This window comes from Cytobacillus sp. C11.1 (genome assembly GCF_058145115.1).
The window spans coordinates 3848998-3861904 of the sequence record NZ_CM176935.1; the positions used below are offsets into that span (position 1 = coordinate 3848998).

Annotated in this window: 11 protein-coding genes, 1 pseudogene and 1 riboswitch; of the genes and pseudogenes, 3 read left to right on the forward strand and 9 right to left on the reverse strand. The window is 39.4% G+C overall.

The annotated features are described in order from the left end of the window. Nucleotides 1-59: 59 nt before the first annotated feature. The 3 genes from AC3ZVC_RS19165 to AC3ZVC_RS19175 form a co-directional block, all read right to left on the reverse strand. A complete protein-coding gene (locus tag AC3ZVC_RS19165; protein WP_490064778.1) occupies nt 60-3194 on the reverse strand; it encodes an AAA family ATPase in 3135 nt (1044 codons plus the stop codon). Next, nucleotides 3191-4336, reverse strand: a complete 1146-nt coding sequence (locus AC3ZVC_RS19170; protein ID WP_490064779.1) for an exonuclease SbcCD subunit D — start codon at nt 4334-4336, stop codon at nt 3191-3193. The genes AC3ZVC_RS19165 and AC3ZVC_RS19170 overlap by 4 nt, the downstream gene beginning before the upstream one ends. Nucleotides 4337-4564: 228 nt before the next feature. Further along, nucleotides 4565-5899 carry a Na+/H+ antiporter NhaC family protein gene (locus AC3ZVC_RS19175; RefSeq protein ID WP_490064780.1) on the reverse strand — a complete coding sequence of 445 codons (1335 nt, stop codon included), beginning with the start codon at nt 5897-5899 and terminating at the stop codon, nt 4565-4567. An 86-nt stretch (nt 5900-5985) separates the two neighbouring features. After that, nucleotides 5986-6089: riboswitch (SAM riboswitch) on the reverse strand. Nucleotides 6090-6496: 407 nt separating this feature from the next. On the opposite strand from AC3ZVC_RS19175, the gene AC3ZVC_RS19180 reads away from it, so the two are divergent. Continuing rightward, nucleotides 6497-6655 carry a hypothetical protein gene (locus tag AC3ZVC_RS19180; RefSeq protein WP_490064781.1) on the forward strand — a complete coding sequence of 53 codons (159 nt, stop codon included), beginning with the start codon at nt 6497-6499 and terminating at the stop codon, nt 6653-6655. Between the two features lie 72 nt (nt 6656-6727). Here AC3ZVC_RS19180 and AC3ZVC_RS19185 read toward each other — a convergent pair whose 3' ends face one another. Together AC3ZVC_RS19185 and AC3ZVC_RS19190 are read right to left on the reverse strand one after the other, a co-directional pair. Beyond that, on the reverse strand, nt 6728-7312 hold the full coding sequence (locus tag AC3ZVC_RS19185) for a DUF421 domain-containing protein (protein ID WP_490064782.1): 585 nt from the start codon (nt 7310-7312) through the stop codon (nt 6728-6730). A gap of 118 nt (nt 7313-7430) precedes the next feature. Then, complete coding sequence (locus tag AC3ZVC_RS19190) at nt 7431-7631, reverse strand: cold-shock protein (protein ID WP_009334826.1); 201 nt, start codon at nt 7629-7631, stop codon at nt 7431-7433. Between the two features lie 441 nt (nt 7632-8072). On the opposite strand from AC3ZVC_RS19190, the gene AC3ZVC_RS19195 reads away from it, so the two are divergent. Next, on the forward strand, nt 8073-8342 hold the full coding sequence (locus AC3ZVC_RS19195) for a phage holin family protein (protein WP_490064783.1): 270 nt from the start codon (nt 8073-8075) through the stop codon (nt 8340-8342). A 185-nt stretch (nt 8343-8527) separates the two neighbouring features. On the opposite strand, the gene AC3ZVC_RS19200 is transcribed toward AC3ZVC_RS19195, so the two are convergent. The 4 genes from AC3ZVC_RS19200 to AC3ZVC_RS19215 all read right to left on the reverse strand — a co-directional run bounded on the left by AC3ZVC_RS19200 (nt 8528) and on the right by AC3ZVC_RS19215 (nt 11441). Further along, nucleotides 8528-8854: a hypothetical protein gene (locus AC3ZVC_RS19200; RefSeq protein ID WP_490064784.1), complete on the reverse strand. Its 327-nt coding sequence runs from the start codon at nt 8852-8854 to the stop codon at nt 8528-8530. A 144-nt stretch (nt 8855-8998) separates the two neighbouring features. Further along, the gene (locus AC3ZVC_RS19205; RefSeq protein ID WP_490064786.1) at nt 8999-9754 is read right to left on the reverse strand and encodes an SDR family oxidoreductase; all 756 of its coding nucleotides are present in this window, start codon (nt 9752-9754) and stop codon (nt 8999-9001) included. Between the two features lie 342 nt (nt 9755-10096). Beyond that, a complete protein-coding gene (gene rpmG / locus AC3ZVC_RS19210; RefSeq protein WP_490064787.1) occupies nt 10097-10246 on the reverse strand; it encodes a 50S ribosomal protein L33 in 150 nt (49 codons plus the stop codon). A gap of 16 nt (nt 10247-10262) precedes the next feature. After that, nucleotides 10263-11441, reverse strand: a complete 1179-nt coding sequence (locus AC3ZVC_RS19215; protein ID WP_490064788.1) for a GTP-binding protein — start codon at nt 11439-11441, stop codon at nt 10263-10265. Nucleotides 11442-11900: 459 nt separating this feature from the next. Between AC3ZVC_RS19215 and AC3ZVC_RS19220 the strand changes: the two are divergent. Further along, a pseudogene (locus tag AC3ZVC_RS19220) lies at nt 11901-12898 on the forward strand (permease). Nucleotides 12899-12907 lie beyond the last annotated feature (9 nt).

Consider the following 12907-nt stretch of genomic DNA (forward strand, 5'->3'; position numbering starts at 1 on the left):
CATCACCTTCCTTTCCTTCAAAATTTGCAATTAGGGGCTAGCTATCTTTCTCTTTTCAACTAATTTAAAAATTGAAACTCCGTTCTGCTGCCTGTCTGACTCGCTGTTACTTCAAGGCGGGCGTCGATTCTTTCCTTTAATTCCGGAACATGGGAAATAATGCCAACAAGTCTGCCGCTGCTTTGAATATCTATTAAAGCCTCAATTGCCTGATCCAATGATTCAGGATCAAGTGTGCCAAATCCTTCATCAATGAACATCGTCTCAAGAGAAACCCCTCCGGCATACTGCTGGACTACATCAGCCAAGCCAAGCGCAAGAGCTAGTGCTGCTTTAAAACTTTCTCCCCCTGATAATGTTTTGACATGCCTTTCCTGGCCTGTATACTGATCGAACACAAGCAGTTCAAGACCGCTTTGCGCATTTCCCTTGGAACGGTCCGTTTTTCTCAGCAATTGGTACCGGCCGCTTGTCATCCGGGTTAATCGCCCATTTGCTTCTCTGAGTATATCGTCCAGAAATGCAGCAAGTACAAACCTCTCAAAAGTAACTCTGTATGTGTTCTGTCCTTTTGAAATTTCATATAAATGCCCCATCATTTTATAACGTTCTTCAAGGGATTTCATTTTTTCATTAATTTCTGTTATTTTTTGTAACGTTTCTTCATTGTGCTTCTTTTTCATATACAGATTTGTATATTGATCCTGAAGCTGTTTTAGCTGGTCATCTGTTTCCTTTAAAAATGCTTGCAGATTTACTATATCTGGCTTTTCAACACCCTCTAAAAGCTGCAAAAGCTCCGAATACCGGTCATTTACTGACCGTGCTTCTTCACGATATTCCCGAACATCTACTTCCAGCGTACGAATCTCATGTTCGGATTTTTTTGCATTTCGGTATTCTCCATATACTTCAAATCCTTGATCCTTCATTCGCTGAACAAAGTTCTGTCTTTCGACTGTTAGCTTTTCCTCAAGCTTAACAGTTTGCTTTTCAATCGTCTCCATTTTTGCCTGTTCAGCCATATAAGCTGCCTTTGAATCCTGATATTTCTGTTGCGCAATTTCCAGTTTTTTATTAAAAGTCTCCAGTTTATCGACAGCAGCTTTCAGATTGGCCTGGTAAGCTTCAATGGACCGAAGATTTTCCGGAATTGTTTCAGTCATCCTTGTCAAGTTGCCTTTCTTTTCAGCATGGAGAATAGCTGTATCGTTTATATGACTTTGCAGCCGGTCTATTTCTGCAGCCAGCACTTCCTTATGTTGATGAGATTTTTCCAATTCTAAGGTGCAAGCTTCAAGTCTTGCGCTCTTTTTCTTTAAATCATCCTGAATGTTTAAGAGATCCTTTCTTTGTGCAAGAAGAGTACCCTTAATAACCGACAGCTCTTCCTCTTCCAATTCTGGCTGCTGTTTTTGCATGAGATTAAATAATTCACCCAAAGCATTTTCAATAGATTTTACGTTTGATTGAGATTCATAGAACGATGACTCTGCTTTCGCTTTATCTGCTTCGATTTCGGCAGCCTGCCGTTTTGCTGCCTTTAAATCTTTTTCATCAGGAATATCCGTTTGCGATGCAGCCGGATTAGGATGATGACCTGAGCCGCAAACCGGACAGGCTTCACCATTTTGCAGCTGATTTGCCAAGATGGATGCTTGTCCATGGAGCCATTTACGCTCCAACTCCTCAACAAGCCTTCTGGCATCTTCCAGTCTGGATGCTGCCTGTTCAAAGTAGCTTTTCTTTTTTTCGAATACTTCGAGAGCTAGCATATACTCGCCCTGCTGTTCTTCATATTTATGAAGCCGTTCTATTTCTTCAGTCATTTTTTCCAGCCGCCGGTCATTCTCCATAAGCTTAAAATGACACTTTTCAATATCCTGTTTTTCCTCAGCCAATACTTGAATTTTATGATCAGAGGCTTTAAACGCTTCATCTTTATGCTTTTTTTGAAGACGGAGATTTTCCAGTTTTTCTTCAAGCAAACGAACTTGCTTTTCTACTTCCGCATAAGAATGGATATCCTCTTTCATGTTTTGCAGCCGGTTAACATTCTCCCCAGCTTGCTTTCTTGCATCTTCACGTTTCTTTTCAGCTTCCCATCTTTCTTCGTTTTCCGCTAACAGCCCGGCTAAAGATGTAATGCTTTTCTTAAGTGCAGTAAGCTCCTCATTTGAAACGTCCAAATCCTTCTTTATTTCGTGGCAAAGCTGCTCCTGCTGGCTAAGCAAAGCTGCTTTCTGGGCAAGGGAAATAAGTCTTTCCTTCGCCGTAAATTGTTCTTTTAACCCTTCCAGCTCTTCTTTCCTTCGTTTCAAATCTTCTTTTGCCTTCAGCTGTTTAACTATGGTTTCAGCTTCATACAGTTTTTGCTGCAGATAGTCTCTTTTTTCTTTCTGCTTCTTGCCTGCATCGGTTAATTCCTCTAACCCTTCCGCCATATGCATAATTTCTGCCTTTACAAGAGGCATCAAAATTGTGTCATTTACACTGCCAGCTTCCAAATATGCCTTAAGCTCCTCATTAAAAACTGCCTGCACCTGTAGTAAAAACTGATCACGAAGCTTTACTTGATCTTCAACTGTTCTTTTTAACTCAGAAGCATATTCTTTAAGCTTTTCTTCAATCCGCTTATAAATCTGAGTGTGAAATAGCCGCTGAAGGATTACTTCCTTTTCCTTGCTCTCCGAGGTAAGAAGTTTCCTGAATTCACCCTGAGGGATCATCAGGATTTGCCTGAATTGGTTGCTGTCAATAATCATGATTTCCTTTATTTTTTCATCGACATCCCTGACATTGGCCGCAAGAAGCTGCCGCCTTCCATTTTCATCATAAATGTAGAGTTCTGCTTTGGCACTCACTGTGGTTGTCCCATCGCCACGTTCTTTTTTCTTTTCCTGCTGAGGCGATCTGGTAATGTAATATGTTTTATTTCTTAATGTAAATTCTAGAGAAACTTCAGTCAGTGTTTCATTTTTGGCAAACTGGCTTCTAAGTTCTGGCCCGCTGCGGTCCTCACCACTTGCTTTTCCGTAAATCGCATAGCTGATCCCATCAAATATGGTCGTTTTTCCGGAACCAGTCTTTCCCGAAATAACAAACATCGTCCGGTTTCCAAGCTCTGTAAAGTCAATGTGCTCACTGTCTGCATAAGGGCCGAACGCTTGCATCTTTAATTTTAATGGCCTCATTTCAGCGCCTCCTCCCTCAGCACTTTTTCAATCACATCAGTCATTGCCTGTTGTTTATCATTTGTAAATTCGGAAGTAGTCATCTGCTCGTAAAATTGCTTGAAAAGCTCAAGCTCTGACTTTTTCTCTTCCTTCATAGAAATGAAGGAGCTTTTTTTCTTCATATCTGTAATAGAAATCTTCCGTTCAAGGTGAAGTACGTTTGGATATACCTGCCTAAGCTTATTGATCGGATCCAGTAAAGCTCCTTCATCCAAAAGGGTGATTTTTAGATAGTCATCCAGATTCTGTTTTTCATAGAATGATGGATCCATCAGCTCATCTAGATGGCCTTCGATTTCTCTTAAATCTTTTTTAGGCTGTAAGGATCGGGTACGAAGATCAAAATCACCATTTTCTTTCATTTCAATAATGGAGATCGACTTTTCCTGTTTCGCCTCAGAAAAAGAATACTTTAAAAGTGAGCCAGAATAACGGATTCTGTCATGTTTGATGGCATCCGGGCTATGCAAATGCCCAAGTGCTGTATACGAAAAAGGATCGAAGCAATTAGAATGAACACAGCCTGAACCACCGACAGAAAGAGTCCTCTCCGAATCGCTCGTCGCCCCTCCAAGTACAAAGGCATGCCCAACTAAAACATTGGGTTCATTTGGATTCAGAGATTCTTCAATTTTCCCGACAATCGCCTTCATGGCATCATCATGTGAATGGACTCTGTCGTCATCAAGCAAATGCCTGACCATCCCTGGTTCTGCATAAGGTACAAGATAAAAGTTAACACCCTTTATATGTATTGGCCTAAAATCATTTACCAGCTTTCCTGATAAATAGAATTGGCTCTGTCTGTACCACGAACTGCCAAAGGAAAGCCTTTCGGCGCTGTCATGATTTCCGCCAATTGCTACTACTGGCGTTTTAAGTTCTACATTTATTTTAAAAAGAATTTCATTTAATAATTCAACAGCATCAGTTGGAGGTACAGACCGGTCATATAAATCTCCAGAGATAACAACCGCATCCGGCTTTTCTTCTTCAACCACTTCAATAAATTGATTTAAAAAATGGCGCTGATCTTCTGTCATGTATACCCCATGAACCAGTTTACCTAAATGCCAATCCGCAGTATGGATAAATTTCATATCAATCACCCTCTTTTCCTACCATGATTCAATATATACAATGTTACCATTATAGCAAAACAAAAATTGAAGTACTTCTGCAAAATAAGGAAACCAACATAAGAGAACGTTCGTTCCTATTATATCAGGAAAATTTTTCTATAGATAGATTTTCAGGAAAAATAATAAGAGCCTATAAATAGGCTCTTATATCTTTCTTCATTATATATGATTCTCCTGGAACAACCTTTAACCCCGCGGAGCAGATTCATTCACTGTGCTACTCGTTACCTTTTCCCGCTCTTTTAATTTGGGGAAATTAATAAGAATGGCGATTACACCAGTGACTCCAATCAATATTGGATAAATGGAGTAAGGCATAATGCTTACCGGCGAAATAGCTGCGAGACCCGAAGCAGCCAGCATCTGTCCGCCATATGGAATAAATCCTTGTACGAAACAAGAGAAAATATCTAATATACTTGCAGATTTACGCGGGTCTATATCATATTGATCCGCTATATTTTTAGCCAGGGGGCCTGCAATGATAATTGAAATGGTATTATTTGCAGTAGATAGATTGGTAAGTGAAACAAGCGATGCAATACCAAATTCAGCACCCCTTCGAGAGTTTATTTTGCTTGTAACTATGTGCAGCAAATAATCAATTCCCCCGTTATAGCGAATAATCTCAACAACACCGCCAATTAGGATAGCTATGATTGCAAGAGTTTGCATTCCTGCCATCCCTTCTGCAATCATCTGTAAGAAGGAAACCAGCGTGTAGCTTCCGTCAGCAATCCCAATCAGCCCTGCCAGCAAGACCCCGCCGCTTAAAACAAGAATAACATTTATTCCTAACAAAGCAGCAGAAAGTACCCCCAAATATGGAACCACTTTAAGCAAGCTATAATCCTGGCTTGTTACAGCACTTTCCTGACCAGCTGTTAAGAACCCTAGAATTATAGCAGTTGCCAGAGCTGCAGGCAGCACAATTAAAAAATTCACACGAAACTTATCCTTCATTTTCGTCCCTTGGGTCCGGACTGCTGCAATAGTAGTATCAGAAATCACGGAAAGATTATCGCCAAACATGGCACCGCCAATAACAGCAGCCATTGCCAAAGCTACGGATATATCGGTTTCAGCAGCCAGCGCAACACCTATTGGAGCAAGCGCAACAACTGTACCTGTTGAAGTGCCCATTGATAGAGAAATAAAGCAGGCGATAATAAAAATCCCAACCATAAGCAGATTCTGCGGCACATAGGATAATGCCAAGTTGACTGTCGAATCAACAGCCCCCATTCCTTTAGCCGTTCCCGAAAATGCACCTGCCAGTAAAAAAATTATAGCCATCAAAACAATATTGGGATTTCCTGCCCCTTTCGTGAATATATCAACCTTTTCCATAAATGGCGTCTTCCTGTTCATGGATAGGGCAATTCCTGCTGTTATGGCCACAGCCACAATAATCGGAACTTTTTTAAAATCACCTGTTACAAGGCCGCTCCCAATAAAAATCAGAAGGAATGCCAAAAGCGGGAGTAAAGCCCACGGGTTACCTTTTTTGTTTGTTTTCATACTATTCCTCTCTCCTTAATTGGTTTTAATGACATAATAAAAAGACCTCTTCAAACAAGAAGAGATATCTGCTATATTACAGTCCCCTCTTATCTGCCAAGCATAATGCTTGCTGGATTTGGCACAGCGCTCATATGAGCCCGCTGCCGAGACATCTTAGGGCCAGTCCCTCCGTCTCTCTTGATAAGTTAAAAGTTATGAAGTTATTATTACTAACTCATGTCTGAAAATTATACAGGAAATTGATTAAAGTTCAAGCTTTTTTATATGTAATTTTAAATTTTTCTATTGATTTCCCATCCAGTTAACCACTTTCCGCGGTCCGGAGCCTCCTCGGGGAATTGAGCCTGTGGGCTCATCCTTTGATCAGCACTCCAGCAAGCTTTTGAATAAGCAGCCTTTAATAAATATCGCGCGAAGGAAATTCAAATACATTTTCGGGCATCTAAAGCCCTCCACACCAATCAACAGGGTGCTAAAATCAACATTTGGCTTAACACAGCCTTTTTATAAGAAATCCCTGCCTGGACAAAGCTACACAAAAAATTAATAATTTTCTCCTTATGATGAAATACTAAGGAAAAAAGGAGTGAAAAGATGTTCGATCGAAAGGTAATTCGTTTTTTGGTTGGAAGCACAATCTTATCCAGTATGTTCAGTATCGGGATTGTGATCATGACCATTCTTCATCACTTACGAATGCAGGAATTAATACTAGATACGAGGAGAAGCCTGCAAAACACCAACTCAGATTAAAGAAAAAGCCGCCAATAGTTAGCGGCTTCTTTACTTCCCAGAACAATTTTTTATTATCTATAAGATTCCAAATTAGTGCAGGTTCTGAGAATGCGGCTGGGGATGTCCTTCTTTAAGTTCCTGGAAAATATCATTTGACTGCTGCGAGGCAGGCTGCACAGGAGACTGTAATATCATCCCGCCCATTAATCGTTTAAACTCGCCTGCTGTTAAAGGCTTTGCATCATCCATTAATTCATATCCTAGCTGGCCATTAGGTTCAAGTGTTGCCATTTTCACATCTGAAATTTTTGTAATTCCGTTCGTCCTCAGTCTCATTTCCAATTGATCAGCAGTAAATCGGAGTTTTCTCATATTTGCGGGCTGAAGCTTCCCATTTTCAATTACGATTTTGGATTTGCCGGTTATAAACTTTTCTATAAAGTTAAACTTTAACTGCAAATACTCCATTAAAATCAATGATCCAATAAAAATGGCTGCAGCCACAATCGTTTTCCACACACTTGTCTCAATAATTGGCTGAATAATGATGGAACCAATTGAAATCATAACAACTGTTTGGGCAAGTGTCATTTGCGAAATAGATTTCCTGCCTGCTATGCGCAGCAGCAAGACTCCTGCAAAAACTAATAGTAATGATTGCCAGGCAAAATTCATCCTGTAAATCCACCTTCCTTTTTCTTTTAGGATGTGGTAAAAACCGGACTAATATGCAATCTTTGCAAAATAAAGCAGCCTGACCAATGGCCAGGCTGCTTTTCTATGGGTCTGTCAATTATAGTTTAGTTACGTTAGCTGCTTGAGGTCCACGAGCGCCTTCAACAACTTCAAAAGAAACTTCTTGGCCTTCTTCTAAAGATTTGAAACCTTCAGATTGGATAGCAGAGTAATGTACGAATACGTCGTTTCCGTCTTCACCTTCGATGAATCCGAAACCTTTTTCAGCATTGAACCATTTTACTTTACCGTTTTTCATGAAAAAATCCTCCTATTGGCTTCAAAAAAGCCATGTGTAAATTCACCATATACACGCTTATAACTTTACGTTCATTACTCATCCAGACCATTGCCTAACGGTTGAAGAAGCAGCTAGCAAAATATAACACGATGCATAACGGCTGATTTAAATTTAGCACTATTAGATAGGAATGTCAACTAATTGCCATCCGAAAGAAAGCACTATCAATAGGTCTGCAGCATGTTTTGCAAACAGGATTTAATCTGTGGAACGTAAGTAATTTACCGCAGTAGACTCTCTTATTCAAACGTGAGGAAAAGCTTTGGATTTTTCCTTATTATTCAAGTAAAGATTCTCAAATCCTCAATTTAAAATAGATGCTGAAAATCGGACATGCAAACAAACGCCTTGATTGAGACATTCATATAATACAGTGATATCACTTAGGAGGTGATTAACATGAACCTTTTTGATTTTTTGAGCCAAAATTATTATTTGATGGTCCCAGCTTTATGGGTGATCGGGTATGCGCTGAAGCAGACACCATCTGTTCCTGATTGGTCTATACTATGGATCCTTGTCATTATCTCAGTTGCTATTGGCAGTTTTGCATTTGGATTTTCATTAAACGGAGTCCTTAATGGAATCATTGCGGCAGGAGTGGCAGTTCTCGGCCATCAAATGATGAAGCAAACAATAGAAGGAGCTTCTGTGAGAAGAAGGAAATAATATTTATGACGTCCTCGTATTGAGGACTTTTTTTTGCTGCGCATCTTGCATTTTAAATTCATTTGGCCTTGGAATGAAATCCTTTTTTTAAAATATTAAATCTGTCTTATTGCTATTTCCTGACCAATTGTATATAAAAAAAGTTCAATCCTTTGAGGTTGAACTTTTTTTGGGAATATCTATATCTATTTTAAACCTGATAAGACATTTTCAATATTTTCTTCAGTCATTTCCTGTGCTTTTGAGAAACTATAGACATGATTGGAAGACCAGTAATCGTAAAGCCTGGCAAGATCATTTCGATCATATACTTTATTTTCAAAAGTGCTGAAAAAATAAACAAGAAGGACATTAACGACATTAGGAGGCAGCTGCCTTCTATTTGCCAGAGTACCCAATGCGATTTTTTCCAGCCCTCTAATGTTGCCGCCTGTTAAATGCTCTACCATTTCAAGTGGGGATGCAGTTTCACAAAATTGCACAAAATCAGGGTCTTTTAATAGATTTATCATAGGTCTCTCCCCTTTACTATCTTCTATTTATACACTTTCGGTAGAGAACTATAAACCCTTTTAGGTATCTTGTATCAAAAATGATACAAAGATCGGTTATTTGTTATATAAATGTTACTTGATTTTTTATGAAATCTCCCGCGATTAACCCCGGAGGAACCCTCCCTCGGAATGAATAACCTGTCCTGTTATCCACTTGGCATCCTCACTTGCAAGAAATGCTGCCAGATTTGCAACATCTTCAGGCAGGCCAATTCGTCCCATTGGAAACTTCGGCAAAAGGTGGTTTCTTATCTCTTCATTCATCCAGGTCGAATCAGTAGGACCCGGATTAATTGCATTAACCGTAATACCCAAATGAGCAACTTCGACAGATAAAGAACGGGTAAATGCCGAAATAGCTGCTTTGGTAGAAGCATAGGCCAATTCACCAGGCATTGGACCTAGCTCCTGGCCGGAAGTCATGTTAATGATCCTTCCATGGGTTAAATTCCAGGAGGGGAACCTTCGGGCAAACTCTGCACACAGAAGAAATGTAGTTCTTATATTAACAGCATAATGAGCGTCCAGTGTTTCCCAATCCAACTCCATATAGCCGTCACGAGTTGAATGAGCAGCATTATTCACAATGACCGAGGGCTCGCCCAAATACAAAAACACCGAGTCAAGAACTTTCTCTGCAGCTCGGACATCTGATAAATCAAATTCCAGCCCTTTGCAGCTAACACCTCTATCCATAATATCCTTGCAAAATTCAGCTTCCCAACCTGGAGCCGACTCCCAGTAAGTAAAAAAAATATTAAAATTATTCAAAGCAAGCTTGCGGCATATGGCCGCACCAATACCTCTATAGCTGCTTACTCCTGTCACTACTGCAAGCTTTTTATTTTGACTTGTCATTAAGCGTTCCCTCCATTTAGGGCAGGCTGTGATATTAAAGTCTCGGAGATGAAATTTGAGCACAAAAAAGCAGATACTCAACAAGGTATCTGCTAAGTGACAGGTTTTTGGACTCCATATCACCCATTCCTTGTATCATCATTTATTTATAAATAGACAGACCTTTCCCCATTGTATTTAAAGAAAAAGCTATCTATTCAAATTCATTATGATAACAAGTTCAGCCGCATATGGAATCTCAATTCACCTTCCGATCATCTCCTATTTTGAGGATATCCATAACAAGAATTAAATGCAATTGATTTTTTTCACCAAGAGTTCATTTGGATGGGTTCCTCATAATTATTTTGTTTCACGATGCAAGGTATGTTTTTTTATCCGCGGGCTGTATTTCATTAATTCAATTCTGTCCGGATTGTTCCTCTTATTTTTTGTTGTTATGTAATTACGGTCATCCGTTTCTGTGCATGCTAATGTAATTTTTACTCTCATATTATTTCCTCCTTTTTTATAAATGGAAAGCTGGAAGCGGGTCAGGGAGTGCACTCCAATCTGTTTTCATCTCTTGTTCTGTTAGTAAGCATTTGTCAAGGCTTGCTTCAATTTCTTCTTTCTTCATGTCTATTCCAATTAGAACTAGTTCTATCATTCGGTCTCCAAAATCCTTATCCCATTTTTCAAGCAATTCCGGTTCCTCTTCAAGAATTCCAAGCCTTTCTTCTTCCGGATAGGCTGCAATCCACTCACCCGCTCCCTGCAATGTTATCGATGGGCCAGCTTGAGAAAGCAATCCTGCCATGTCATTCCGCGATGCCACCCATATGAAGCCTTTTGCCCTCACAATATCTACAGGCCAATCCTCCAGCCAATGCATAAATCTTTCCGGATGAAACGGTCTCTTTCTTTTATAAACAAAAGAGGAGATGCCGAATTCCTCTGTCTCAGGAATGTGCTCTTCATTCAATTCCTTTATCCAACCTGCTCCGTGGCTCGCTTTCTCAAAATCGAACGAGCCAGTATCCAGGATTTCTTTCAAATCTACTTCTGAAAGTATGGTTTCAATAATTATTGCATCAGGATTTAGCTTCAGTAAAACTCCTTTGAGTTCAGCCGAACTTTCTTTATCTACTAAATCTATTTTGTTTAAAACCAATACGTTGGCAAACTCGATTTGGTCGATTAATAGATCAACTACTTCTCGCGTATCATTTTCATCCGTTCCCTGTTTTCGGTCCAAGAGGCTTTCACCTGAAGCAAAATCATGCCAAAATCGATTTGCATCAACAACTGTAACCATTGTGTCCAGCCTGCATCTGTCAGAGAGATTTATTCCAAGTTCTTCATCAATATAAGTGAAGGTTTGGGCAACCGGAATAGGTTCTGAGATTCCTGAAGATTCAATTAAGATATAATCAATCTCCCCGTCCTTTACTAATCTTTCAACTTCAATCAGTAAGTCTTCTCTCAGGGTACAGCAGATACAGCCGTTTTGAAGCTCGACCAGCTTTTCATCTGTTCTTGTAAAGCCGCCCTTTTTTACCATGGAAGCGTCAATATTTACTTCACTCATATCGTTTACAATGACTGCAATTTTTTTATCACCGCGATTATGTAATACATGGTTCAACAATGTTGTCTTTCCTGAGCCTAAATAACCGCTTAGTACAGTAACAGGGATTTTTTTCACTTTCCTTCCTCTCCTCCTTTGAAAATAGAACTCATTACGATTTAAACTCTATAAGCCGTAAATAATCTTTGTGCTGCTTGCCTTGCTCCCGCGATATTTCTTGCAATCGTCCCCATTTCCAGCTCTGCCAGCGGCCCGGAAATATAAAGATAGGGACACCATTGAAGGCTCTTATTAACGATTAGATTTCTTTAGCTAGCAGTTGGCACTTGTACATCCATGGATCCCTCCGCCAATTACCACCTATTTATACAGAAGGAATCACCCCTTTTACAAATCGTAATTGTTACGATTTAAATCTTAATAGATATTTAAGCTGATTGCAAGCCGCAATTTAAAAATATTTTCCCCGACATTTCTCCTATCCTCTCAAAATGCTCATATTCCCATTTACAATTTCATAGAATTAATATAAAGTTTAAAACGAAATCATTACGATTTTGCATTTAGGAGGAAGTCATGATTCGAATATTTCGCAGCCATATTATCGACATTACAGGCATTAGTTTACTGGCCATTCTAGTTTATTTAATCTCTTTCAGTTCAGGCCTGGATATTCTTTAAATATTCCCCCCTCTTTGCTAAACCTTAACGTTATTTTTATAAGTATTCTAATAGAAGCTCTGCCTTTTGTATTGATTGGTGTTTTAATCGCCGGGTTTATCCAGATTTTTATTACAGAAGAACATATACAAAGATGGATTCCGAAAAATAGAGCCGCAGCTGTAGTAATGAGCTGCGTAGTTGGGGCTCTATTTCCTGCCTGCGAATGCGGTATTGTCCCTATTATTCGCCGGCTCATTTCTAAAGGCGTACCTGTATATGCGGCAATTGGCTTCATGCTGACAGGGCCGCTAATTAATCCCATTGTAATTGCCTCTACATACATGGCTTTTGGAAATGATCTTAAAATGGCAGGTCTTAGAATGGGACTGGGTTTTTTAGTTGCCATTATCGTTGCTTTTGCAGTGAGCTTTAAATTTAAGTCAAATCAAATGAAGGATTCAATTCATTTAATCAATCAACATAGTAATACAAAAAAACCTTCATTCATAGACCAGATTTGGTCCATGCTGACCCATTCCATTGATGAATTTTTTGATATGTCTAAATATTTAATTATGGGAGCTTTTTTAGCTTCAATTGTACAAGTCTATATGCCAGCAAAAGTATTCCTGCAAAGTGCCGATAACCCTGTTGTATCCTTGCTCATCATGATGGGTTTTGCTTACATTCTATCTCTATGTTCAGAAGCGGATGCCTTTATTGGAGCGTCCTTTAGCAGTATTTTTCCAAGGTCATCAATATTGGGCTTCCTTATTTTCGGACCAATGATTGATTTTAAAAATACCATTATGATGCTTAGTGTGTTTCGATTGAAGTTCGTCCTTGGAGTATTAGCACTCACTGCTTCGGTTGTATTTATCACTTTGCTTATTTTTCAGAACGTTATTTAAGGGGGATTA

Bases quoted from the DNA above. Each gene is read 5' to 3' on its own strand.
- AC3ZVC_RS19200 (WP_490064784.1), bottom strand. From the start codon at position 8,854: ATGATAAATCTATTAAAAGACCCTGATTTTGTGCAATTTTGTGAAACT.
- AC3ZVC_RS19165 (WP_490064778.1), bottom strand. From the start codon at position 3,194: ATGAGGCCATTAAAATTAAAGATGCAAGCGTTCGGCCCTTATGCAGAC.
- AC3ZVC_RS19195 (WP_490064783.1), top strand. From the start codon at position 8,073: ATGAACCTTTTTGATTTTTTGAGCCAAAATTATTATTTGATGGTCCCA.
- AC3ZVC_RS19180 (WP_490064781.1), top strand. From the start codon at position 6,497: ATGTTCGATCGAAAGGTAATTCGTTTTTTGGTTGGAAGCACAATCTTA.
- AC3ZVC_RS19175 (WP_490064780.1), bottom strand. From the start codon at position 5,899: ATGAAAACAAACAAAAAAGGTAACCCGTGGGCTTTACTCCCGCTTTTG.
- rpmG (WP_490064787.1), bottom strand. From the start codon at position 10,246: ATGAGAGTAAAAATTACATTAGCATGCACAGAAACGGATGACCGTAAT.
- AC3ZVC_RS19205 (WP_490064786.1), bottom strand. From the start codon at position 9,754: ATGACAAGTCAAAATAAAAAGCTTGCAGTAGTGACAGGAGTAAGCAGC.
- AC3ZVC_RS19190 (WP_009334826.1), bottom strand. From the start codon at position 7,631: ATGAAAAACGGTAAAGTAAAATGGTTCAATGCTGAAAAAGGTTTCGGA.
- AC3ZVC_RS19185 (WP_490064782.1), bottom strand. From the start codon at position 7,312: ATGAATTTTGCCTGGCAATCATTACTATTAGTTTTTGCAGGAGTCTTG.
- AC3ZVC_RS19170 (WP_490064779.1), bottom strand. From the start codon at position 4,336: ATGAAATTTATCCATACTGCGGATTGGCATTTAGGTAAACTGGTTCAT.